We start from the raw sequence: 24,734 nt of genomic DNA, 5'->3' as shown, positions 1-24,734 counted from the left end.
TAGTTTTACGATATAGATACTTTTACTACTTTTTTCTATTCTAATAATCATCTAAGAATACAAGGGAGATGTAGAATGGCCGCGAGATTAAAAAACAAGCTAAGTGTATTAGTATGGTCTGAAGGAACAGAACCAAAAGAAATATATCCTATGGGGATTAATGGTCATATTGCTAGTTTTTTAGCAGAAAAAGCTGATATAGATAGTCAAGCTATAAGCTTTAGTGATGATAGCTTTGGTATTAAAAAAGATACGCTCAAACAAGCGGATGTATTAATTTGGTTTGGCCATAAAAAACATCAGGATTTACCAGATGAAATAGCTAATCAAATTAGGGAGGCTGTCGAACGAGGCATGGGCTTTATTGCTCTGCATTCCTCACATTTTTCTAAACCATTTAAAAAAATTCTCAACACTAGCGGTCAATGGCAGAGTTACAGAGACACAGGAGAGCCTGAGCATATTGAAATACTTCTACCGCATCATCCTATTGCTGCGGGTATAACTAACTTTACTATTCCACAAACAGAAATTTATGAAGAACCTTTTGAAGTGCCACCACCTGATGAAGTCATCATGCAGGGTAAATGGAATGAGAATCTAATAAGTCGAGAAGTTTTAACTTGGCAAATTCATCAGGGCAAAATTGTTTATATTCGCGCCGGCCATGAAGATTATCCAATTTATTTTATGCCACAAATGCAAAGATTAATTATAAATTCCGTTTATTGGACGGTAAGCTTTAACCATTAAAGAACTTCATTACAAGAGGTCTATAAAACTACCGCTACTCAAATTCATTTGTTTGCAGAAAACGACTCGCTTTGATAATTAGCTCAGCTTTATTTCGACAAGCCAGTTTCCTGCGTAAAATTTGCAAATAATACTCTATAGTTCGGTGAGAGAGGTCCATCTTCTTCGCGATCTCTTTTGCTGATAACCCTTGAATAACATATTTAAGGCATTTCTTTTGTTGCCCATAGATTGTTTGCAAATTCGTTTCCAAGAGGTCATTGGCTTTAACCTGAGGTGACATAGTGTATAAACCTATAATACCTATAATTTCTCCAGCAGCATTAGTTAAGGGAGATTTATTAACGACTACTTCGAAATAAGATGAGTTTGCATGACAATGCTGTTCTAAATGATTCATTAAAAGATAACCTTTAGCTACTTCCTGATCCCAGCGTAAATATTCCAAAGCATGAGTAGCCCAGGGTAAATCAAAATCAGTTTTACCGCTTACATCACGCAGGGTTTTATAACCTGTCGCTGCTATAAAGTCAGAACTTGCATTAACGATTCGGCCTTGCAAATCTTTGATAAATAAAAATCCAGGAATTTGTTTAACAAGGTAAAAATCCTTAAAAAGATAATGATTAAGTGTTTCCATACTGTAATTTTCCTGTATTTTAAGTAAGGCTAAATTTGCTAAGCTAATTATTCATAATAATTATAATTTTTACTAGGGACAATTTAAATACTATGAAAAAACTGCGCTGGGGAATGATTGGTGGTGGGTTGGGTTCAATGATTGGTCCAATCCATCGTTATGCTGCGAGATTAGATAATGTATATGATTTAGTTGCTGGTTCCTTTAGTCAAGATATTAATAAATCAAAACAATTAGGGCAAACCCTAGGCTTAAATGAATCAAGAATTTATCCAGATTACCAAACAATGTTAGAAAAAGAAAAAAGCTTACCACAAGAGCAACGGATTGAGGTTATTTCTATTGTTACACCTAATCATCTCCATTTTCCTATTGCAAAATCTGCACTAGAGAATGGCTTTCATATCATTTTAGAAAAACCAATGACCCTTAATTTAGAAGAAGCAATCATTTTAAGGGATTTAGCTAAAGAGAAAAATCTTTTGGGCTATGTTTTATACACTTATGCTGGTTACCCTATGATTAAGGAAATGCGTGAACAAATTAGAATGGGTAAAATAGGTGCAGTAAGAAAAGTACATGTGAGTTTTACTCAAGGCTGGTTAAGTCAATTTAATGAGCCAAGTAATAAACAGGCAAGTTGGCGGCAAAATCCTAATTATGCAGGGACATTAGGCACAATGGCTGATATTGGCATTCATGCGTTTCATTTAATAGAGTATGTTACCGGCTTACAAACGGAGTCCCTTTTTGCTGAAATTAATACCTGCGTGCCTAATCGATTATTAGATGATGATGGCACTATTTTATTACGATTTAGCAATGGTACTAAAGGTAGTTTGCTTGCCTCTCAAATAACCATTGGTGATAGCGCCAATTTAATCATTCAGGTAGTAGGCGAAGAAGGTAGCTTACAATGGGAACATACTAACCATCATCAATTAAAATACGCCAACTTAAATGCCCCAATACAAATTTATGAAGCAGGCAATAACAATCCCTATCTATCAGAAGAAGCTTTAGCCAACTGCCGTCTACCAGCCGGTCATCCTGAAGGAATGATTGAAGTTTTTGCTAATCATTACTATTTATTTTATTTAGCTATCAAAAATTTAGGAAAGCAAGAAAGCGAATTAGACTATCCAGATTTAGATGCAGGTGTGAGAGGTATGGGTTTTTTAGGAACCGTACATTTGGCAATGCAAAAAGGTAGTTGGGTAGATTTAAATTTGTTTTAGCAATAATAATATGGTTAAAAATTTTATATTTGATAAAACACTTTTCTAAAATTGCTAAGCTAGTCATATTAGTATAAACCCCGACTAAAGCGGGGTTTTTATTTGAAATATAGCTTATTAAGCTTGTTGCAACGCCTTAATTACAGCCCCTAAAAACCGGGTCGCTTCACCACCAGTCACCGCACGATGATCAAAACTTAATGATAAAGGTAGCATGCGATGGGCGACAACTTTTCCATTGTCTACTACTGGCGCTTCGTACAAACGACCAACGGCAAGAATCGCAACTGTCGGTGGCACGATAATAGGACTGGCAAAACGGCCAGCAAATTTACCAAAATTAGATAAAGTAATGGTCGCACCTTTTAAATTATCAGCAGGAACTGAACGCTCACGGACCGTTTTCTTATATTCGTCAATCTGCTTTCGTAAGTCAGTTGCTGATAAGGTATTTGCATTACGAATCACAGGTACAAAAAGCCCATCTTCTGTATCCATGGCTAACCCTAAATGCATTTCTTTAAAACACTTGCGGGCATTATGTAGTGTATCAAACCAAGCATTTAAAGCAGGTTCTAATTGACATGCTTGGGTGAGGGCTGCGATAAGACGAACGGTAATATCACTCTCTGCAGTCCATGCATGAATATCTGCTTCATCAAAAATAGTAACGGGCACGACATCACGATGAGATTGCATCATGCTATTTAGCATCGTTCTTCTAACACCGCGTAAAGCTTCAAAACCTTCTGGCAATTGTGTTTGATTAGAAGCCGCGCGTTCCACATCTTCACGGGTAATCATGCCATGTTCGCCACTTCCTAATAAAGTGGCTAAGTTAACCCCTAGTTTTTTTGCTAGCATGCGCACTGCTGGTGTTGCTTTAGCGCGAGTGGTATTTGTTTTACTTGCACCAATTGTAAAATTATCCTCACTTACATCATGGCTTTCTTCCAAGTTACCAACCACTGTTCCTTTATCAGCCTTTGTTTCAGCAGTTGCTTCAAAAGCGACAAGCGGTGTACCTGTTTTTAATACGTCTCCCGGTTTCCCATAAAGCTTGGCAATTACACCATCTTGTGGGCAAGGAACGTCAACCACGGCTTTTGCGGTTTCCATTGATACTAATGGTTGATCAGCTTTAACAGTATCGCCTTCTTTGACAAACCATTCATGAATTTCTGCATCGGGTAAACCTTCACCTAAATCAGGTAAATTAAAAATATTCATTATTACTCCATTATGCTGATAACAGTGTCTTTGATTCGCTTAACACTAGGAATATAGTATTTTTCTAGTTGAAAATAAGGCATCACCGTATCATACCCAGTGACTCGTTGCACAGGTGCAAGTAAACTATCTAAACAATTTTCCATCAACAGAGCTGAAATTTCAGCGCCAACACCACCTGTTTTAGCCGCTTCATGTACAATCACACAGCGGCCTGTTTTTTCAACTGAATTTAAGATGGTTTCAATATCTAAAGGTTTAATTGTTGCCACATCGATAACTTCACACGATAACCCTTCTTCATTTAATTGTTTGGCAGCCTGCATAGTTTCATGAATACTAGCGCCCCAGCTTACCAGTGTTACATCATCACCTTGCATAAGAGTAAAACACTTACCGATGGGTAATGCTTCACCGTTATCTTCTACAGGCTGCTTGACTAATCGATAAATACGCTTAGGTTCTAGAAAAATAACTGGGTCAGGATTTCTGATAGCCGCAAGAAGTAAACCATAAGCGCGCTTTGGCGATGAAGGAATAACCACTTGTAAACCAGGAATATGCGCGAATAAGGCCTCGGTACTTTCAGAGTGATGTTCTGGGGCTCGTATACCACCGCCAAAAGGCGCACGAAATACTAAAGGACAGTGTAAGCGGCCACGGGTACGATTGCGCATTCTAGCAGCATGCGAAATAATTTGATTCATAGCAGGGTAAATAAACCCCATAAATTGAAATTCAGCAACCGGCTTTAAGCCTTGAATTGACATGCCAACTGCCAGCCCGCCAATCATTGATTCAGCTAAAGGGGAGTCAAATACACGGTGTTCTCCAAAACGCTCTTGTAAGCCCACAGTTGCACGAAAAACGCCACCGTTTTTACCAACATCCTCACCAAATACGATAACATTTTCATCTTGAGCTAATTCGTAAGCTAGCGCTTGGGTAACTGCCTCAACAAGGGTAATATCAGGCATTTGTGGCCTCCTCCATAGCTATTGCGCGCTGTTCTACTAAATAATCAGGTAGTTCTGCATAATGATAATCAAATACTGTATTGACAGTTTGTGGTGTCCTCTTTAAGTATTCATCAACCTGTTGTTGAACAAATTCATTACTTTCATCAATCAATTTTTTTTCTTGCTCATCATCCCATAATTTTCTTTCGACTAGAAAATTTTTTAATCGGGCAATGGGCTCTTTCAATTGTGCTTCTTCAACTTCGCAAGCAGGTTGGTAGCGTGTCGCGTCATCTGCGGTTGTATGATCACATAAACGATAAGTAAGGGCTTCAATTAAAGTTGGGCCACCACCTTGACGCGCTTTTTCAATAGCTTGCATAACCACATCGCGACAAGCTATGACATCATTACCATCTACTTGAATACCTGTAAAGCCAGCAGCAATGGCTTTTTGCGCAATTGTTTTACATGCAGTTTGTTTGGATAGCGGCACAGAAATAGCCCAACGATTATTGTTAACCACAAAAACTACAGGTAGATGCCAGGCACCAGCAACATTAATTGCTTCATAAAAATCACCTTCTGATGTTCCGCCTTCGCCAATGCAGGTAACAGCAACGCGTGGTTCTTTTCGATATTTAAAAGCAAATGCAACACCTGTAGCATGAAGGCACTGAGAGGCAATGGGTACGCAAATAGGTAAATCTTCTGAATTGCAGCTAAATTGGCTACCCCTTTCATCACCACCCCAATAGGCTAAAATTTCAGCCATTTTAACACCGCGTTGCAGTTGGGCTGCATAATCACGGTAATAGGGAATTAAGACATCTTCTTTGTGCATGACATGGCCAATGGCAGTAGAAATGGCTTCTTGGCCATTAATAGGCGCATAAGTACCCATTCTACCCGTACGCTGCAATGCAATTGCTTTTTTATCAAAGGTGCGTGTACGCACCATAATACGGTAGAGCTCCTGCAAAATAGAGCCTTCTTCTGCCCAAGTAGGCAGTGAATTATGTAACTTTCCTTGTTCATCTAAAAATTGTTTAAATGCTATTTCAAAATGTGCGATTATTGTCACACTACATCTCCTTTTCTAAGCATAGGGTTATAGAATACTCATAAATTTTCCTAAACACCATCTTTAGACGTTCGGTTTAAATCTTTGCTATCATTTGTGCCATTTACTTTTTTGAATTTCGCTTAAAAAGTTTTGCTTAGATTGTGGCTTATAAAGCTAACTCTAGTTAAGGGAATCAAACTATATAAAGGTAGAACTGGCTACTAAAGGACTTTTATAATTTTTTTTTACTTTTGTGAAAAAAAAAGGCAACATTGCATGGCGAATTAAAATATAAAGTAGTCTTGGTAGAGAATTATGACGAAGTTTTCAATAATTGATATTCCTTATCCTAATAAAGTCAATGACTATTATACCAAGTTAACCCAGTTGCCTGGATTTATTTTATTAGAAAGCGCTGATTCTACTCGAGGTCGTTATGATATTATAAGCGCTTATCCTTATAATATTCTCTCCACTAAGCATTTCACCGCTAATGCCTTTTTAGATGCACTACAACGAAATATACCTTTAGTAGATTATCAATTAGATTTACCCTTTCAGGGTGGGGCAATCGGGTTTTTTTCTTATGATTTTGGTTGTGAGTTAGCTGAAATTTCCTGTAAGAAACAACAATCATTGGCCAATATGCCAAGCGCTCAAATCGGTTTATATGATTGGGCGATTATCGTTGATCATGATTTAAAAAAAATTTCTCTTTTTGCTGCTAATACGCAAACTGAAACGCCAGCAATTGTTCAAGAGGTTTTACTTAAATGGCATGGGCAGGCATTAACGGCCAAAGGCATTGTCCCGCAAAAAACATTCTCGCCTTTAATTACCAAAGCGCAATATCAAAAGGCTTTTGACAATATCCATCAAGCCTTGCAACAGGGACGCTGTTATCAAGTTAACTATACACAGCCTTTTAAAGCCTATTTTCAAGGCGAGCCTTGGGCAATTTATAGCAAAATAAGAGCTTGCAATCCTGTGCCATTTGGCGCCTTTATGAAAATAGGTAATGTAACTATTTTAAGTTTTTCACCAGAACGGTTTATTAAATTCGAAAATGGACAGTTACTTGCCTCGCCCATTAAAGGGACAAAACCGCGTGGTAAAACTAATGCAGAAGATATTCAGTTGCAACAAGCATTAAGTACCTGCCCTAAAAATCGAGCTGAAAATGTGATGATTGTTGATTTAATGCGTAATGACTTAGGTAAAATTGCTAAAGTTGGTACAGTTAAAGTACCTGCCTTATGTGAGGTAGAAAGTTATCAAGCTGTACATCATCTAGTTAGTCATATTACAGCAGAGTGTGTTGACATTGTTTCGCCTGTGGCCGCCTTTGCTAATTGTTTTCCCGGCGGTTCAATTACAGGTACACCAAAGCGTGAAGCTATGCAAGTTATTGCAGAACTTGAGCCTTATCGTCGTGGCGTTTACTGTGGCAGTATAGGTTACTTCTCTGCTCACGGACGATTTGATACCAATATTGCCATTCGAACTATTGTTGCTGCGGACAATGAACTTTACCTTGCTGCAGGGGGGGCTATTGTTATTGACTCAATTTGTGAGGATGAGTATGACGAATGTTTCACTAAAATTGCTGCTATTTTAAAAGGCTTATAATTAATAGAGGCTTTTTACTTAAACTTGTGACTTATTGCGAAAATTAAGAGCTAATTGCCATAATGGATCTTGCGGACAAGCCGCGGGACGTGGGCGTAAATTTGCCTTGTCAATAAAAGGTAGGCATTGAAATACTCCACCGCCTACGTTTCGCGACCTGTTCGCGGAATCTAGGATTTAGCTATTTGATTGGAGTCTGCGGATAAACCACAAAGGATGGTTAGAAAAGTAATAGATAATAAAAAACAGATTTGCGTGAGAGATATCTAAAGAAAAAGGATACTGGTCTTAGATAAAAAGGCTATTTAATAGTTTCTCAATTTTAACTTTGTCTTATACTTAAGCTTAATCAATTAATTAAGAGCGTTTACAAGGATAAGGCATGCAACGTCGTAATGCAGCTGTACTTGTTTTGCATGAAAAGCTAACTAATTCAATTATATTGACTGAGCGTAGTAGTCAATTAAAAAACCATCCTGGTGAAATATGTTTTCCTGGCGGGCTATGGGAAGAGGAAGATGAAACTCTTTTTGCTACTGCACTAAGAGAACTTCAGGAAGAGTTAGGAATAACTGCAGATCGCGTTAAATTAATAAAATCCTTGGCACCAGAGCAGACCTTAACTGGCTATCTAATTTATCCATGGTTAGCATCTATTGAAACAATCGAACCGTATGAATTTAGTGAAGAGGTAACCGATATATTGCGAATTCCAATCGATAGCGTCTGTAACATAAATCATTATCAAAAAATAGAAGTAGAAAGGCGCGGATTTAAAATTATATCTTATCAATTTACCGAGGAAACACGTTTCGTATGGGGTGCGACAGTACGTATTATGATGCAATTGTGTGAAAGCAAAAATAAATATTCACTAGTTTAGAGTTAACTTGAGCTAAGTTGCTATAGTGTATGTAATAAAGGATTATTCTGGATACCAATGGCTAATGATACAATTCACTTAATCACTCATAATAGCTGTCTTTTGCATGAAATGGGTCCTGAACACCCTGAATCACCAGCACGGCTTAGTACGATAATTGATGAGCTAAAAACATCCGCATTGCCATTGAGCTGGCATGTCTCACAGGCTATTTCTTATCAACTTCTAGAAAACATTCATGCATCGTCTTATTTAAACATGTTAGATTTGTCTGCTCCAATTGAGGGTTACATGCATGTAGGTTCAGACGCTATTATGAATACAAAAACCCTAACCGCAGCACTGCATGCAGCAGGAAGTGTTATTGACGCAATTGATAAAATTTATCTAAATGGAGCTAAAAAATTATTTTGTTTAGTTAGGCCACCTGGTCATCATGCGATGCGTGCACAAGCAATGGGTTTTTGTTTTCTTAATAATCTCGTTTGTGGGGTTTTGTATGCTATACAAAAATATCAAGTGCAGCGTATTGGTATAGTGGATTTTGATGTGCATCATGGTAATGGTACACAAAATATTTTACAAAATAATTCACATGTATTATTTTGTTCGTCTTTCCAACATCCTTTTTATCCTTTTGATCCCGTCATTATTGAACATCCTATTATCACTCATCTCCCACTAGCAGCAGCTACTGAAGGAAAAGAATATCGCACGCAATTTGAAAAGATATTTCTGTCACGTCTTGAACAGTTTAGACCTGAAATTTTATTTGTTTCAGCGGGCTTTGATGCGCATCATTTAGATCCTATAGGTGGTTTAAATTTAGATGAAGAGGATTTCTTTTGGATAGGTAAAAAATTAAGTGAAATTGCTAATAGGTATGCAAATGATACTATCATCTCAGTACTTGAAGGGGGATATCACTTAGAGGCGTTGGCAAGATCGACGGAGGCCTACTTGCAAGGACTCCAATCTTAATCATTCAGCCTTTCTCATCGAACAGCTGTCTTTGGAACATCTTGTAAGAAAAATTAGTAAAAAACTGCTTACCTAGATAGCTATACTGCGCTTTTTTTACTAATTTTTCTCACAACCTGCCCCCAACTATTCACCAAGATTTATTCTTTTCGACCACGTATCAGGCTTGCTAATATTTATAGAACAGCTAGTTTAATATATTGTATTAAGTCAGCTGTTCTTTTGTAGAATGATCAATGCTATTAATGTAAAGCTCGCCTTAAGATTTTACCTACATTTGTTTTAGGTAATTCTTTGTAAAATTCAATTTCTTTCGGTACTTTATAAGAAGTCAGGTGTTCACGGCAGTGAGCAATAAGTTCTTCTGATGTTAGTTTTTCATCTCTTTTTACAACACATGCTTTAACGCGTTCGCCAATTTTATCATTTTTTACACCGATGACGCCTACTTCAAGGACACCAGGATGTTGACTTATGACTTGTTCAACTTCATTGGGATAAACGTTAAAACCTGAAACAATAATTAAATCTTTCTTTCTATCTACTAAATAAACGTAACCATTTTCATCTACCCTAGCAATATCGCCTGTTTTTAAGAATCCATCTGCAGTCATAACGAGGGCTGTTTCATCAGGGCGTTGCCAGTAACCTGCCATGACTTGCGGGCCCTTTATACAAAGCTCACCAACTTCATTGATATCAAGCTCTTTTCCACTATCATCACGAATAGATATTTCTGTTGAAGGTAAGGGAAGGCCTACACTGCCATTATAATCTTCAAGGTACATAGGATTAATAGTTACGGCGGGGCAAGTCTCTGTTAAGCCATAGGCTTCTAAAATACGAGTTTTAGTCACATCGTGCCATTTTTTTGCCACACTTTTTTGTAAAGCCATACCACCTGAGAGAGTAAGCTTAACATGGGAAAAATCAATTTCTTTAAATTTAGAATGATTTAATAAAGCATTAAATAGGGTATTTACGCCTGTAAGTGCGGTAAATTTACTGTTTTTTATTTCATCGATAAAACGTGGGATATCGCGAGGATTTGTTATTAAAATATTTTTAGCGCCTATTTTTATAAAAGTTAAACAATTAGCGGTCAAAGAAAAAATATGATAGAGAGGCAAGGCAGTGACAATAATATCTTGTTTAGCTAAGTCTAAAGGATTGATCCAGGAATGAGCTTGTAAAACATTCGCTACCATATTGCCATGAGTTAAAATAGCCCCTTTAGCAACACCGGTGGTGCCACCTGTATATTGTAAAAAGGCAATATCTTTGTGGCTAAGTGGCGGTGTAGTTAGAGGTTTATCTGTTTTATGCTTAAAGGCAGCATTAAATTTTATTGCTTGTGGTAACTTATAAGCCGGAACCATTTTTTTTATGTATTTAACGACCATATTAACAATTGTTCGCTTTATAGGCGATAAAACGTCACCAATCTCCGTTATAATCACATGTTTAAGCGTTGTATGAGGTAATGCCTTTTCTATTGTCTTGGCAAAATTTGCTAAAACAATGAGGACTTCTGCGCCAGAGTCATTCATTTGATGAGTAACCTCATCCGCAGTATATAAGGGATTAGTATTAACAACGACTAGTCCTGCTCTAAGGATACCAAATAGTGCAATGGGATATTGCAGTAAATTAGGCATCATGATTGCAACACGCGAGCCTTTTTTTAATCCGAGGCTTTGCAAAAAATGCGCAAATTGCCTGCTCTTTTTTTCTAATTGCGCGTAAGTTAATTGATAACCTAAATTAACATACGCAACCCGATCAGCAAATTGGTGACAAGATTTCTCAAATAATTCGACTAGCGAGCTATATTGACTAGGATCAATTTCATGGGGTACGCCTTGCTGATAATTTTTTAACCAAATTTTCTCCACGATGATGTCCTTCTGTTATGAATCCCCTCGTGGTAGTATAAACAAAAATGGAGGCCATGGATATTGTAAGCATGATAGATAATTCATTGAAAACACAAGTATTTAAGCTTAAAGGTAGATTATATACCTTTACGGTCCTTCAATTGCTAAGCACAGATAAGGATTTATTTGCTCAGCAATTAGATGAAGTGGTAGCGCAAGCGCCTAAATTATTTAATAAAACACCTGTTGTGATTGATTGTAGCGCCTTACAAAATGAAGACTTTGATTTAGACTCTTTTTGTCAATATCTACGTCTGCATAGTATTTTCCCAGTTGGTATTCAAGGCGCTAATTCATTTATTGCAACATTAGCTCAATCACAAGGGATGGCTGTTTTGTATGCTTCTTCTACACATGATAAGCCTTTGAATGATACCCCTTCAGAACAAATGCTAAGTGGAGAAACACAGACGGTGAGTTCTGATGAGTCAAAGGCAAAATTATTAACAACCCCAGTGCGATCAGGCCAACAAGTGGTTAGTAAGGGCGGCGATCTCATCATTACTGCCTCGGTAAGCCATGGAGCAGAGCTATTGGCCGATGGTAATATCCACGTCTATGGTGCTCTTCGTGGACGAGCATTAGCTGGTATATCAGGTGATAAAAATGCCCGTATTTTTTGTCAATCGTTGGAGGCAGAACTTGTTTCGATTGCAGGGTTTTATCGCTTAAGTGATGCAATTCAGCCACAAGATAAGCCTTGCCAAATTTTCTTGCAAGATGAGCATATTTTAATTGAGCCACTATGTTAGAAGCTGTATTTATTTCAGATTTACATTTGCACCCTAATGAAGAATTAATATATAACAGATTTAAATCCTTTATTAGATGGGCGGCTATAAATACACGCACTGTGTATATATTAGGTGATTTTTTTCATGCTTGGGCTGGTGATGACACGCTTGAGGAATGGAGTATAGCTGTTGCAGCTGCCCTTAAATCGCTAGTAAATCAAGGAATTAATGTATTTTTCATGCATGGTAATCGAGATTTTTTAGTTGGGAGACAATTTGCAGCTAAGGCGGGTATGACATTATTAAAAGAGCCTACGATTATCACCTTAGTAGATAAACCCGTTTTATTAGTACATGGTGATCGTTACTGTATCTATGATAAAGCACATCAGCGATTCCGTAAATTAACCCGTAATGACTTATTTGTTACTTTATTCTCCTTTATACCTAGAAGAATAAGACAAAAGATGGTTAATAGAGTTAGGCAGCATAGTCAGAATAATCGTACTAAATCAACAGCTATGATGGCTATTGAGCCTAAAGCTATGTTAAGTCATATGCAGCAACATCAAGTTAAGACACTTATTCACGGTCACACACACCAACCTGGCTTAGTAAAACATACATTTCAGGGTGATCAATTTGAGCAATATGTGTTGAGTGACTGGGATGACAAGCCGCAAATATTGTGTTATCATAAAGCAAAGGGTTTTTATTTTAATCAAATTTTGTTATAGAGAATTTAAGATGCCTAATGGTGATAATCAAACTGAAGAAGCAAATAAAGAATTTAAAAAGAAGTATTCAAGTGTACTCCTCCAATTAGAGATCATAGCTAGACAGAAAGCCAGAGGTGAGAATAAATTGGCAAGAGCTGCAGCAGATGAAGCAGGATTCGCAGCAGCTGGGTTAGATCAACATGGTAATATGACTCCATATTGGGAGCAGGTTAAAAAAAAGGCTCATGAATTTACTAGTCCTTCAGGTCAAGCTTCTTATGTAGAATGGCACACTGGGATAATGGATATTTTTGGTGCTATGTATACTCTTTCCCAAGCAAAAGGCAATTCACCTTCTCTTATTGTGAAGGCAGCTAGTAGTACAAAAGACGCGTTAGGGGGTGTCAGAGATTTTTTTACATTACAATTTGGTACAAAATTTGGTTCACCATCACAACATGTAGATTATAAGCTAACTGTCAATGATAAAGGCGTGTTAACCACAGATGTCTACATAAATAACATATTAATATCGCCAGACAACCCTAATGAAAGGGAATTTAAACAGCAATTTGACATAGGAGTCTCAGCTTGGCTAAAACAACGGGGATTCGATATAGATAAAGACGGTGTAATAAAGGATGAGAAAACTGGCAAGGTAATGACGCCACAAATGTTTGAAGAAATTAACAAAGACGATGATAGAGGCCTTAAAGCTTTCTTTTCAGGTAGCTATAAATTAAAAATTGATCAAGCGCTCGATACGGGCCCAACTCCTCCTTCAATGTCTCCTTCCTAAGATAAAACTGGTATTCCGCTATGAAAGCGGAATACTGTATCTGAACCTGCAATTAATTCATTTTCAACGCTAAGAAAGTAATCTAAACGCTTTTCAGTGTGCTTGCCATATAAATGAGCAAGCTTTAAATAATCTTCAAAATGTCTTGCTTCTGCTTTTACCAGGGTTGCATAAAACCTGGCTAATTGAGGTTCGTTAGTCAGTTTAGGAACTAAGGCATTAAAGCGTTCACAAGACCGGGCTTCAATGATGGCTCCAATTAGTAATAAATCACATAAACGCTCAGGCGTATTTTGCTTTGCGGCTAACAAATGTAGATGTTGAGCATAATTTGAGGGCGGTAAGGGGCCAAATCCAATATTTCGTTCAGCCATAATAGTTAGAACCTTTTCAAAATGAAGTAATTCTTCCCGGGCTAAAGGTGACATCATATTGACTAATTCTGGATAGGCTGGATACTTACTCATAAAATTTATGGCATTAGCAGCAGCCTTTCGTTCGCAATGCGCATGATCTAGCAGCAACAAGGGAATATTTGCTATGGCGATTTCTAGCCATGCTCGTGGTGTAGGTACACGTAAAAAAGAAGAAAAATCAGGTATACTTTGAAGAGGTACGCTAAACATAAAAAATAAAAAATAAAAAATAAGAAATATAGGCGGCGTTATATCATACATAATTGTAAAATCAAGTTGGATTGATAATGAGTGAACAATCAGAAAATGAGTTATCTGGATGGTTTTCAACCTACGGCTTAATCACTGCACAGCGTATTCTTGAGCGCTATAGAATAAAATTACATCAAGAAGATTTGCTGTGTGCCTTAAAAACACCAGAGACTTTTTATCATCAATTACTAAGATTGCCTCTAGGGCATGTTTTTAATGGCATTATTTTACAGCAAGTGCAAGATTACCAACTTTATGCTCAGAAATTAATTATTGATTATTTGTTATCTGGTGAAAGTAGCCGAGAAGAGGGTACACCAGGCGAAGGGGCAAGGAATGATTTAGAACAAGAAAGGCAGGTTCTAGTTAGTTTAAACACAGAATTTCATGAACTTGAACTTGAACATGAAAAATTAATTGCCAACAGCCAAGCAAAGTTAATAGAAAGAGCTAATGATTGGCATAAAAAGCTAATGGCTATTATTCGGGAGATTAGAGCAGGCTTGCAAAGAGGAGGTATTTCCATAAACGAAGAGATCATTAATCAAGCGCTTCCTGCTTTATTATGTAATTTTAATTTTAAAGCAAATACCCTAACTAAACCTGATGCGTGGCAGCGTACTGAAAAAATTTTAAATACCTCGCTTAATGAAGAACTGAGGCATCAAATCCTTGATAAACTTAGTGATCTTGGTAATTACACTGAAGATTTTGATAATAATCTTGCTGATTTTGCTGAGCAAGTTAGTTACATTGGCAAGCGATTGCGTGAATTTCGCGATAATTTTTATAATTTAATTTTACGCGCGAAAGAAATTATTTACTTATTACCTGACTATCGACTTGATTTAGCTCAAGAAGCAGCAAATAAAGAATCCCTACTTTTTAATGCTAAATTAGGTGATTCTGAATTTAATTAATAATTTAATTAAATATAATCTTGTTTTAGGATTATAAAGGTACTTATTTGCTTGCAATCAATATTTTTATCATTCTCATGTAGCAATGTTGCTTTGAAAATAAAAATAGTTGTAGATAGTGGCCTAGGTGAAGCGAAGTGAAACCCTGGTTTCGGCCCTTTGGGCCTGCACCCAGGCTACCTATTCTTTTTGTAAATTAATATTATGCGGAAATGACCAAGATGCTAGTAGAAAAATTTCATTTTCTTGAACTATTTTTTATTTTTGAAACAGGATTTTACTCTGACTGCGAATTAATATTATCCACATTGATAATTGATCATGTATAATAGCGCCTTTTAATTAATCATGGAGTACATGAATGGCTGCTGAATTTACTTTGTCTATAATTAAGCCTGACGCTGTGAAAAAATCAGTAATTGGTGAAATTTATACTCGTTTTGAAAAGGCTGGCTTAAATATTGTTGCTGCAAAAATGGCACAATTGTCACGTGAGCAAGCAGAAGGCTTTTATGCGGTGCATAAAGAGCGTCCTTTTTTTAATGATTTAGTGACGTTTATGATTTCTGGCCCTGTTATGATTCAAGTCTTACATGGTGAAAATGCGATTGCTAAAAATCGTGAGATTATGGGTGCTACTAATCCAAAAGAAGCAGCTAAAGGAACAATTCGTGCGGATTTTGCTGACAGCATTGATGCTAACGCTGTACATGGTTCAGATAGCGCTGAAACAGCGGCGCAAGAAATAGCCTTTTTTTTTGAACCACATGAAATTTGTGTAAGACAGTAAACTAAAGGTAATAATAATTAGTAAAACCTGTTGTTAATAATTTATTGTCAATACTTCAAAAGGTATATGTTCTGCGGCTTGTCCGCGGAATCCGGATTTTCTGTACGGTATGGCTAGCCGTACTAGGTAGGACTATAAAATAATTATTAACAGGTCATTGTATACAATTTGGTTGATACTAATTATAAATTGCTAAACTTAAGTTAAGTAGTAGGTTTTGAGGGTGGTTATGAGTAATAAGATTAACTTGTTGAATTTTAACTATCAACAGATGCGAGAGTTTTTTCACCAATTAGGTGAAAAACCATTTCGCGCGCAACAAGTTATGCAATGGATTCATCAATATGGTTTTGATGATTTCTCTCTAATGACTAACCTTGGTAAATCGCTTCGTGAACAATTATCAGAAGTTGCTGAAATTCGTCTGCCAGAGATTACTTCCTGGCAAAAATCAAATGATGGGACCTACAAGTGGCTATTAAAACTTGAATGCAATAATTGTATTGAAACAGTTTTCATTCCTGAAAAAAACCGTGGGACCCTTTGTGTATCTTCTCAAGTAGGTTGTGCGTTGAACTGTAGTTTTTGCTCGACTGCAAAGCAAGGTTTTAATCGTAATTTATCAACAGCAGAGATTATTGGCCAAGTATGGTTAGCCGTACGCGAACTTTCGAAAAGTAAAGGTGTCCATGATAAACAGGTCACTAATGTAGTTATGATGGGTATGGGCGAGCCCTTACTTAATTTTGATAATGTTGTAACTGCGATGGATATTATGATGGATGATTTCGCATATGGACTATCTAAGCGCAGGGTTACACTTAGTACATCAGGTGTGTTACCTGATTTAGAGCGTTTACGAGAAGTAAGCCCGGTTGCATTAGCTGTTTCACTGCATGCACCAAATGATAAGTTACGTGATGAACTAGTTCCAATTAATAAAAAATATCCTTTGGCTGAACTAATGGCACTTTGTAAACGTTATTTTAAAGATGAGCCACGCCGCAAAGTGACCTTTGAATATGTCATGCTCAAAGGCGTTAATGATCAACCGGAACATGCTTTCCAGTTAGTTAAACTTTTGCATAATATCCCTGCTAAGGTTAATCTAATTCCATTTAATCCTTTTCCTTTAACTCAATATGAACGTTCCCCAGAAGCGACAATTAATAAATTTCGAGATATTTTAATAGCTAAAGGCATTAATACCATTACTCGTAAAACGCGAGGGGATGATATTGATGCAGCCTGCGGTCAATTAGCCGGCTCTGTTAAAGATAAAACCAGTCGCTCATCAAGATGGCAAAAACTACATTTCAAACCCCTAGATACTGCAAAACAAGAACAATAAGGGTATTAATGAGATCCTATCTGGTAGGTTGGGCTAAATATAGCGCCACCCAACAATTTCAGTCACAAAGGGTATATTATATTCATCATTTTTAGGGCTGCACTTTGTGTAGCCTAACCTACGTTGCTTGCAATAACTATTTGTTTAAAATAAATACTTTTAGTTAATAATCCCTTAAGCCATTTAAGTTATGCTACTTTAGAATTTAAAAACAATAATATTATGCCAAATCACCCTCATCAATCTTTACTAAATTTATATAATGCCTTGCGTTATCCTAAGGCGGAGGGTTTATGCCACGCTTTTTCGTTGCGCTGGTTAGAAGCTGCTTTATTGGGTGATAAAGAACTTCAATGCTTTGAAAAGCGAATGGAACTTATAACCTCAAACAAGCTAGAAACTTTGTTACAAGACATTAATGATGTTAAGGCAAAGAAGGGTGAAAATCTAACGCAAGTAGACCGTAAAATACTTGAGATTTTGAGTTTTCTTGATAGTGTAGCTTTGTTTACTAAACCAAAAAAATGGTCCTTTTTAATTAATCAAAAACTTGATAATCAAGATCAATTTGTCGATATAAGTGCTTTAGCTTCTACTGAAGCAATACGATATCAAGGAGGATTAAAAGCGCCCTATTCAGAGTCATTAATACTTAATGATGAAGAAATTAAAGCTTATTTGAGTGACTTAGGTAAGCAGTTAGAAAAAGCGTCAGAAGAGCCATCTTCTAAAAAATTTATAGGCGTTTTATTATCTGGTGAAGGGCATGCTGTAGCTTTAATTTATAAACCAGGCGGTGGATGGATATATCGAGATAGTAATGAGTGGCTAGAAGGTGTATCTCAGAAACCCGAAGGCTATCCATATCCATCCGTGTTAGAAAAAATTAGGCGAGGTTTTACTAATAGTAATGAATTTATAGCCTTTAATGCTCAACTTGTATTGACTGGTTCTGATCCACGTAGTTTACTTCTAGAAAAAAAATTAGAAGAATTTAAAAAGTGTCATCTTATTACAGAAGAGATAGCTCTAAGGCAAACAAAAACAGTCAATTTACTGTATTATGCTGCTTTATCTAACCACTTTACTATTGTAGATTCTTTAATAAAAGCTGGCACCAATTTAAATCAAGTCGATGCTGAAAAAAGAACGCCTCTTTATATGGCTACTAGTTTAAAAAGAGGTGAGATAATTAAAATTCTTTCTAAAGCTGGTGCTAATGTAAATCAAAAGAATGATGAAAATTCAACCCCAATTTATTTAGCTGCGCAAAATGGAGATACAGAAATAGTAGAAATTTTAGCTCAGTGTAAAGCAGATTTAGATGAGGTTTGGGCTGATGGCGGTAATATAACCCCTCTCATTATTGCAGCTTACAAGGGGCATCTTGAAGTTGTAGAAAAACTAATTAAGTACGGTGCAGCTATTAATAGAGCGACTATACAAGGTGCAACAGCAGTTTTTGTAGCGGCGCAAAATGGTTATTTTCCTATTGTAGAGTTACTATTAAAAGCTAATGCTGATTGTAGTATTCAAGTAAAAATGACAGTTAAAGAATTTGTCTCTAACTTGCAGAACAAAACCTACAACAAAGTATATCTAGACTCATTCCTTAATGGTAAAGAAGATACTGCCGAGATTTTAATTGCTCCTTATGATATAGCTAAAATTATGGGGCATGAAAAGATGGCAGATTTAATTAAGAAGCATATCCGAAAAATTGACTCTTGTTTACATAAACTATGGAGTCAAAGTTCAAATACAATACCATTTTTTTTTCAAAAGATTAATAAGGATAAAGACGAGCTATCAGAGCTAGAAGACCCTATGGTAGGTTGCTCAGTAACATGATTGTATCGAAATCATTAGTTGTTAAGGCAGGGTAAATTTAAATTAGTGTAAATTTTTCCTTGGTTTTATTTAATATACTATATTAATAATCTTGATTGCTTCAATTTGCTAGAAACGATAGCTAGTCTATGTGAAAAAATTTATCATAGACACCGTTCTTTTAGCTAAAACCAGCAAAAATTTTTAATCACTAAATAAATTTGAAAATATATGGATAAGACTTCCTATGCTAATAAGTATCGTAATATAGACTTCAGGGCGCATCCTGAGCTTTATACTATTGGGAAAGGTGAGCAGGGTGTATTAATTGCTGAGCCTTATAAAAGTGAAATTCTCCCTCATTGGCGATTTAAAACACCAGAAATTGCGCAAAAATCTGCCGAGGCGATTTATGAGTTATATTTAGATTATCGTGAAAAAAATGATTTTGTAGGCATGGATATGGCAAGGAAATTTCTGCAAATGGGCTTTACACGCTCAAGGCGATATGCCAATCATGCTGATGGACGTAAGTATAATAATGACGGCACAATAAAGGCGCAAGATAGTCATTCTGAAAGTTCTCCTAAAGCTCAATCAGCTCAAATTTTTCTTTCTGTTTATCATAAAGTGATAAATGATAATCAATATCAACAAATGAAAAAGGCACATTTGCTGTTAGAAAAGAAGAGAACGACCTAATATATGGGCCTAAATAATTTTAAAATGATGTTTCTTAATTATTTACTTATTATAAAATTTACAATTTAGCTAATTGGCCATAGGTATGGTGATAGGGAAGGTTTTTGACTAAGAATAGTCTTTTTTAATTTTACCATTCGCGGTTATAATGCCCAATTAATAATAAAGCAGGATGGATAGTACTTTGTTTAGAGTAGTACAGTTATTATTTTTACTGATTTTACTAGGTTTACAGGGATGCCAGATTAATAGTGAAGAGAGGGCTGAAAAGGCTTTGCAAGTTACCAAACGTAATAATACAGCAGCTTATAATATTCAGCTAGGTTTAGGCTATCTTCAGAAAGGTAACCGTCCCAGGGCAAAAAAGAAACTTCTTAAAGCCTTAGAATTATCACCAAAATCGCCAGAAGCAAATGCAGCCATGGCATTTTATATGGAAAAAACAGGTGAGATTAATGAAGCTAAAGTTTTTTATAAGAAAGCACTGGCTTTAGCGCCTGAAAGTGGCGTGCAGTTAAATAATTATGGCACTTTTCTTTGCCGTATTGGTTCTTACCAAGAGGCAGAAAATTATTTTTTGAAAGCTGTGAATGATGTTAAGTATATTCATACAGCCGGTGCTTATGAGAATGCAGGTTTGTGTGCTGCTGCTATTCCTGATTATGTGAAAGCCGAAAATTATTTTCTAAAAGCTTTAGAGCAAGATCCAGGGCGTAAGCAGTCACTTGTTGAATTAGTATCTATTCAACTTAAGCAAAGTAAGCCTGACAAAGCTCTAAATTATTTGCAAAAATATCATGAAATATCACTGAGTGATCAGGCTTTATTAAGCTTGGCTGCAGAAGTGGCAAATAAAGCAGGAAAAACTGATTTAGAAGCCGATTATAAGTTACGGTTAAGTAGACTATCTTACTTAACGAATAATTCTGGAGTAATAAATGAGTACAACAACAATAATGGATGAGGTGAATCAAACGCCCGACAGTCCAGGTTTACAATTGGCACGACTTCGCGAAAAAAAGGGGTTTACCCAAGAGTATGTAGCAGGAAAATTGCATTTAAGAGTTAAAGTAATTGAACTACTCGAGTCTGATGATTATGACAATATGCCGGAGCCGGTATTTATAAAGGGTTATTTGCGTGCTTATGCGAAATTGTTAGGGGTCTCTCCTGAACCTTTTCTACAAATTTTTAATAGTCGCTATATCTATGAACGAAAACCTGAAAAAGCATTATGGCAAAGCAGGCGGGAAACAAATAGAGGTGAGCGTTTCGTGCGTTGGTTTACAGGGCTTGTAGCTATTGCAGCAATGGTAGCCATTGGATTATGGTGGCAGAAAAATAAAGATAGTATGCAGCCTGTGTTTACAAAGCATCAAGAAACAGCAAACCCAGTCAAACCTACGATAAATGCACAAAATGAAGTGCCTGAAACAAAACTAACAGCCCTTTCAAGAATGCAGTCAATGTTTGCTACAAGCGACAGTGATAATGATGATGTGGTGGAGAAGCAGAGTGGTTGAGAAAATTCGTGCGATACGGGGTATGAATGATATTTTACCTCATGAAACGGGTGCATGGAGATTATTAGAGCAAACTTTTATAAATTGCTTAACCAGTTATGCTTATCAAGAAATTCGTTTCCCTTTTCTTGAAAATACATCCTTATTTAAACGTACGATTGGCGAAGTAACAGATATTGTTGAAAAGGAAATGTACACTTTTCAAGATTTAAACGGTGATAGTATAACATTACGTCCTGAGGGAACAGCTGGTTGTCTTAGAGCTTGCCTGGAGCATGGCCTTTTATATAATCAACAACAAAAGCTTTGGTATATTGGCCCTATGTTTCGTTATGAACGGCCACAAAAAGGGCGTTATCGACAATTTAATCAATTAGGCGTTGAGGCATTAGGAATAGCAGGGGTTGGGATTGAGCTAGAATTAATTGCTATTTGTAATCGTCTTTGGCAAGAGTTAGGGTTAGATAAGGCAGTTTGTTTACAAATTAATACTTTAGGTGAGTTAAGTGAGCGCCAAACTTATAAAGAACAGTTGGTTTCTTTTTTTAATAAGCATTACAATGAATTAGATGAGGATAGCCAACGACGTTTAACAAAAAATCCTTTACGAATATTAGATAGTAAAAATCCTGATATGCAGGCTTTGCTTAGGGAAGCGCCTAAACTCATAGACTCTTTAGGAAAAGATAGTAAAGGACATTTTTTGAGTTTATGCGCTGGTTTAGACAAAATGGGTATAAACTACGAGATTAACCCACTTCTTGTTCGTGGTTTAGATTATTATGGTCATACGGTGTTTGAGTGGGTTACAGATAAGCTAGGTAGCCAAGCAACTGTATGTGCTGGTGGTCGTTATGACTCCTTAATTAATCAATTAGGTGGCAATGCAACACCAGCTGTGGGATTTGCCATGGGTGCGGAGCGATTATTGCTATTAATGGAAACCCTAGATGTTAGCTTAGCTTCTAAATCTCCACTAAGCCTATTTTTAATAGCCACAGATCATGATGGCTTGCAGCAAGCGCTTATTGTTGCTGAGCAATTACATAATTATAATAAAACATGGCAAATCATTACTAATACTTCAGGGGGAAGTTTTAAAAGTCAGTTTAAAAAAGCTGATAAAGCAGGTGCGGATATAGCACTTATTCTGGGTGATGATGAGGTAAATAATAACCAAATTAGTATTAAAAACTTGCGTAATAATGACCAACAAGTCACTATTTCGCAAAATGAATTAATTAACTATTTACAAAATTATACATTTTAAACCATGATTGGTTTGAAATGGATTTTTGCTAGGACTATTAATAATTACCCTATACACTCTATAGGGCTAAGCTTGTTTGTACTATCTAGGAAGTTAAGGATTTTTATACAAGCTAGCTATATAGAATTTTAGGTAATTTAAAAATGAATTAACTATAGCCCCCTAGTTAAATACTATTTGTCGTGATTTAAAACTAAGTATAACGTTAACTATTAATTTTAATAGTGGGCGCTATACAGTCCTTTATGGGAGATAAAAAGCATGTCAGTATATATGACAGAAGAAGAGCAGTTGGAAGCAATTAAGAGATGGTGGCATAAATATAGTACACCAATTACCATTTTGCTTTCTGTGTTATTACTTAGTCTATCTGGTTATAAGTATTGGCATTGGCATAAAGAAAAAGTGATTACTGAGGCATCGAATGCTTATGAGCACCTAATGATAGCCTTTTCTAATCAGGACGATAAAAATGTTAAGACATATGCTAATCAATTAATTAAGGAATATAGTAATACCGTTTATGCGCATGCAGCACGATTGACGTTAGCAAAATTATATGTTGCCAAGGAAAACTTTAATAAAGCAAGTCAATTACTTGATTATGTTGCTAATCATTGTCCAGTAAAGCCTCTTAAAGATGTAGCACGTATTCGTATTGCCAGAGTTTATACTGCTCAAAAATCATATGATAAAGCGCTTGCTGAATTAGGCAGGGTCGATGATTTAGCTTATATTCCCATAGTAAATGAAATTAAAGGTGATATATATACAGAGACAGGCCAATATCAACAAGCAATTAACTATTATAAAAAAGCTATTTCGGAAGTACGTACGCAAGGTATGGGCAATCTTTATTTAGAAATGAAAACTAATGAATTGGCTGCGTTAGCTCAAACTATAGATAATCACGTTTCTAAAACAGTGTAAGAGGTTTTATGTTAAATCTGAAAAGAACAACGCTTTATTCTTTGCTTATGTCTCTTTCTTTGTTGGGTTGCACAAAAATTGATGACTATATGTTGGGTAAAGATAATACACCTATGCCCCAGACTTTAGAGCCCGTTGCTGATAAAGCGCAATTAAAAGAAAAGTGGTCCGTTTCAGTAGGGTCTGGCCAAAAAAATAAAACAGCCTATTTAAAATTAAAGCCAGTTATTTATGAAAACACAGTCTATATGGCTGATAGTAGTGGCGCTGTTGAAGCAGTGGATAAAAGAACTGGTAAAGTAATTTGGTCTAAAAAATTAACTACCGGTGTAGTTAGTGGTCCTACAATTGCCCAAGGATTATTAATCCTTAGCACAGATTCTTCAAGTATTATTGCTTTAAATCAAGCAAATGGTGAAGAGCTATGGCATAGTAAAGTTTCAAGTGATGTGCTAGGTCAGGCTGCTATTGCACAAAATAAAGTAATTGCTAAAACAATTGATGGTAATTTATATGCCTTTGATCTAAAAACGGGAAATAAGCTTTGGATATCTGAGCATGGCGCACCTAATTTAATCTTAAAAGCTAGCTCATCACCTGTCATCCTTAATAATAATACCGTTTTAGTTGGTTATTCAGATGGAAAAATGGACGCTGTAGATATTCAAACAGGGCAAATTTTATGGCAGCGAAGTATTGCTTTTGCAAGTGGTTCTAGTGATATTGAGCGCCTAGTAGATATTGATGCTGATCCAATCGTTCAAGGTGATGTTGCTTTACTTGCAAGCTATCAAGGTTATGTGGGTGCATTATCATTATCGGATGGGCAGTTTCTTTGGCGTAAACCTGCTTCAACGTATACTAATCTAGCACTTAAAAATAAAACTCTCTTTATGACCGATAGTGATGATGTGATTTGGGCTTTTAATAAGACAAATGGCCGGGTGGAATGGAAGCAAGATGCTTTAAAAGCGCGACATTTAACTGAACCTGTTTTAATGGGTAATTATTTAATTGTTGGTGATAAAACAGGTATCTTACATGTTTTATCCACTGAAACTGGTGAGTTTATTTCGCGGACAAATTTGGGTAGTGCTATTTATGTAGCACCTAGCGTTTCTGGTAATAATATTTATGTTATGACTAACAATGGCAAATTAAGTCATTTTACTGTAGGTTAAT

Annotated in this window: 24 protein-coding genes; 18 read left to right on the top strand and 6 right to left on the bottom strand. The window is 36.3% G+C overall.

Annotated elements, in window-relative coordinates; all coding sequences use genetic code 11:
- The first annotated feature begins 75 nt into the window (after positions 1-75).
- Positions 76-753 (top strand): ThuA domain-containing protein, encoded by a 678-nt coding sequence (locus DYH30_RS08925; protein ID WP_115331329.1) that lies wholly within the window; start codon positions 76-78, stop codon positions 751-753.
- A 34-nt stretch (positions 754-787) separates the two neighbouring features.
- Here the strand turns inward: DYH30_RS08925 and DYH30_RS08920 are convergent, their stop codons facing one another.
- On the bottom strand, positions 788-1,393 hold the full coding sequence (locus tag DYH30_RS08920) for a helix-turn-helix transcriptional regulator (RefSeq protein ID WP_115331328.1): 606 nt from the start codon (positions 1,391-1,393) through the stop codon (positions 788-790).
- Between the two features lie 92 nt (positions 1,394-1,485).
- On the opposite strand from DYH30_RS08920, the gene DYH30_RS08915 reads away from it, so the two are divergent.
- The gene (locus DYH30_RS08915; protein WP_115331327.1) at positions 1,486-2,631 is read left to right on the top strand and encodes a Gfo/Idh/MocA family protein; all 1,146 of its coding nucleotides are present in this window, start codon (positions 1,486-1,488) and stop codon (positions 2,629-2,631) included.
- A gap of 117 nt (positions 2,632-2,748) precedes the next feature.
- On the opposite strand, the gene DYH30_RS08910 is transcribed toward DYH30_RS08915, so the two are convergent.
- Genes DYH30_RS08910 through pdhA form a run of 3 tightly spaced genes read right to left on the bottom strand, consistent with a single transcriptional unit; the run spans position 2,749 to position 5,904 of the window.
- On the bottom strand, positions 2,749-3,861 hold the full coding sequence (locus DYH30_RS08910) for a dihydrolipoamide acetyltransferase family protein (RefSeq protein ID WP_115331326.1): 1,113 nt from the start codon (positions 3,859-3,861) through the stop codon (positions 2,749-2,751).
- Positions 3,862-3,863: 2 nt separating this feature from the next.
- Positions 3,864-4,838, bottom strand: coding sequence for an alpha-ketoacid dehydrogenase subunit beta (locus tag DYH30_RS08905; RefSeq protein ID WP_115331325.1), 975 nt, complete (start codon positions 4,836-4,838; stop codon positions 3,864-3,866).
- On the bottom strand, positions 4,831-5,904 hold the full coding sequence (pdhA, locus tag DYH30_RS08900; RefSeq protein WP_115331324.1) for a pyruvate dehydrogenase (acetyl-transferring) E1 component subunit alpha: 1,074 nt from the start codon (positions 5,902-5,904) through the stop codon (positions 4,831-4,833). The genes DYH30_RS08905 and pdhA overlap by 8 nt, the downstream gene beginning before the upstream one ends.
- Positions 5,905-6,201: 297 nt before the next feature.
- Here pdhA and pabB point away from each other — a divergent pair, with 297 nt between their 5' ends.
- The 3 genes from pabB to DYH30_RS08885 all read left to right on the top strand — a co-directional run bounded on the left by pabB (position 6,202) and on the right by DYH30_RS08885 (position 9,379).
- The gene (gene pabB, locus DYH30_RS08895; RefSeq protein ID WP_115331323.1) at positions 6,202-7,515 is read left to right on the top strand and encodes an aminodeoxychorismate synthase component I; all 1,314 of its coding nucleotides are present in this window, start codon (positions 6,202-6,204) and stop codon (positions 7,513-7,515) included.
- Positions 7,516-7,897: 382 nt separating this feature from the next.
- Positions 7,898-8,398, top strand: coding sequence for an NUDIX hydrolase (locus tag DYH30_RS08890; RefSeq protein ID WP_115331322.1), 501 nt, complete (start codon positions 7,898-7,900; stop codon positions 8,396-8,398).
- A 57-nt stretch (positions 8,399-8,455) separates the two neighbouring features.
- Entirely contained in the window at positions 8,456-9,379 is a 924-nt protein-coding gene (locus DYH30_RS08885; RefSeq protein WP_115331321.1) for a histone deacetylase family protein, read from the top strand.
- 242 nt (positions 9,380-9,621) lie between these two features.
- Here the strand turns inward: DYH30_RS08885 and DYH30_RS08880 are convergent, their stop codons facing one another.
- The gene (locus DYH30_RS08880; RefSeq protein WP_115331320.1) at positions 9,622-11,274 is read right to left on the bottom strand and encodes an AMP-binding protein; all 1,653 of its coding nucleotides are present in this window, start codon (positions 11,272-11,274) and stop codon (positions 9,622-9,624) included.
- A gap of 71 nt (positions 11,275-11,345) precedes the next feature.
- Between DYH30_RS08880 and minC the strand changes: the two genes are divergently transcribed.
- The 3 genes from minC to DYH30_RS08865 are packed head-to-tail and all read left to right on the top strand — an operon-like array spanning position 11,346 to position 13,568.
- Positions 11,346-12,068: a septum site-determining protein MinC gene (gene minC, locus DYH30_RS08875; protein WP_115332539.1), complete on the top strand. Its 723-nt coding sequence runs from the start codon at positions 11,346-11,348 to the stop codon at positions 12,066-12,068.
- Positions 12,062-12,787, top strand: coding sequence for a UDP-2,3-diacylglucosamine diphosphatase (locus DYH30_RS08870; protein ID WP_115331319.1), 726 nt, complete (start codon positions 12,062-12,064; stop codon positions 12,785-12,787). The genes minC and DYH30_RS08870 overlap by 7 nt, the downstream gene beginning before the upstream one ends.
- Before the next feature lie 10 nt (positions 12,788-12,797).
- A complete protein-coding gene (locus tag DYH30_RS08865) occupies positions 12,798-13,568 on the top strand; it encodes a hypothetical protein (RefSeq protein WP_115331318.1) in 771 nt (256 codons plus the stop codon).
- On the opposite strand, the gene DYH30_RS08860 is transcribed toward DYH30_RS08865, so the two are convergent.
- Complete coding sequence (locus DYH30_RS08860; RefSeq protein WP_115332538.1) at positions 13,565-14,194, bottom strand: MiaE family protein; 630 nt, start codon at positions 14,192-14,194, stop codon at positions 13,565-13,567. The genes DYH30_RS08865 and DYH30_RS08860 overlap by 4 nt on opposite strands.
- Positions 14,195-14,271: 77 nt before the next feature.
- Here DYH30_RS08860 and DYH30_RS08855 point away from each other — a divergent pair, with 77 nt between their 5' ends.
- The 10 genes from DYH30_RS08855 to bamB all read left to right on the top strand — a co-directional run bounded on the left by DYH30_RS08855 (position 14,272) and on the right by bamB (position 24,733).
- Positions 14,272-15,156, top strand: a complete 885-nt coding sequence (locus tag DYH30_RS08855; protein ID WP_115331317.1) for a hypothetical protein — start codon at positions 14,272-14,274, stop codon at positions 15,154-15,156.
- Positions 15,157-15,517: 361 nt separating this feature from the next.
- Positions 15,518-15,946, top strand: a complete 429-nt coding sequence (gene ndk / locus DYH30_RS08850; RefSeq protein WP_115331316.1) for a nucleoside-diphosphate kinase — start codon at positions 15,518-15,520, stop codon at positions 15,944-15,946.
- Between the two features lie 229 nt (positions 15,947-16,175).
- Positions 16,176-17,297: a dual-specificity RNA methyltransferase RlmN gene (gene rlmN, locus DYH30_RS08845; RefSeq protein ID WP_115331315.1), complete on the top strand. Its 1,122-nt coding sequence runs from the start codon at positions 16,176-16,178 to the stop codon at positions 17,295-17,297.
- A 222-nt stretch (positions 17,298-17,519) separates the two neighbouring features.
- Entirely contained in the window at positions 17,520-19,148 is a 1,629-nt protein-coding gene (locus DYH30_RS08840) for an ankyrin repeat domain-containing protein (RefSeq protein ID WP_115331314.1), read from the top strand.
- A 210-nt stretch (positions 19,149-19,358) separates the two neighbouring features.
- Positions 19,359-19,829: a DUF4385 domain-containing protein gene (locus DYH30_RS08835; protein ID WP_115331313.1), complete on the top strand. Its 471-nt coding sequence runs from the start codon at positions 19,359-19,361 to the stop codon at positions 19,827-19,829.
- Between the two features lie 184 nt (positions 19,830-20,013).
- The gene (pilW, locus tag DYH30_RS08830) at positions 20,014-20,793 is read left to right on the top strand and encodes a type IV pilus biogenesis/stability protein PilW (RefSeq protein WP_115332537.1); all 780 of its coding nucleotides are present in this window, start codon (positions 20,014-20,016) and stop codon (positions 20,791-20,793) included.
- On the top strand, positions 20,768-21,352 hold the full coding sequence (locus tag DYH30_RS08825) for a helix-turn-helix domain-containing protein (RefSeq protein ID WP_115331312.1): 585 nt from the start codon (positions 20,768-20,770) through the stop codon (positions 21,350-21,352). The genes pilW and DYH30_RS08825 overlap by 26 nt, the downstream gene beginning before the upstream one ends.
- A 22-nt stretch (positions 21,353-21,374) precedes the next feature.
- Complete coding sequence (hisS, locus tag DYH30_RS08820) at positions 21,375-22,622, top strand: histidine--tRNA ligase (RefSeq protein ID WP_242604682.1); 1,248 nt, start codon at positions 21,375-21,377, stop codon at positions 22,620-22,622.
- 261 nt (positions 22,623-22,883) lie between these two features.
- On the top strand, positions 22,884-23,552 hold the full coding sequence (locus DYH30_RS08815) for a YfgM family protein (RefSeq protein WP_115331310.1): 669 nt from the start codon (positions 22,884-22,886) through the stop codon (positions 23,550-23,552).
- Positions 23,553-23,560: 8 nt separating this feature from the next.
- Positions 23,561-24,733: an outer membrane protein assembly factor BamB gene (gene bamB, locus DYH30_RS08810; protein WP_115331309.1), complete on the top strand. Its 1,173-nt coding sequence runs from the start codon at positions 23,561-23,563 to the stop codon at positions 24,731-24,733.
- Position 24,734: the final 1 nt, after the last annotated feature.

This window comes from Legionella busanensis (assembly GCF_900461525.1).
GTDB lineage: Bacteria > Pseudomonadota > Gammaproteobacteria > Legionellales > Legionellaceae > Legionella_C > Legionella_C busanensis.
This window is presented reverse-complemented; position numbering and strand designations above follow the sequence as displayed.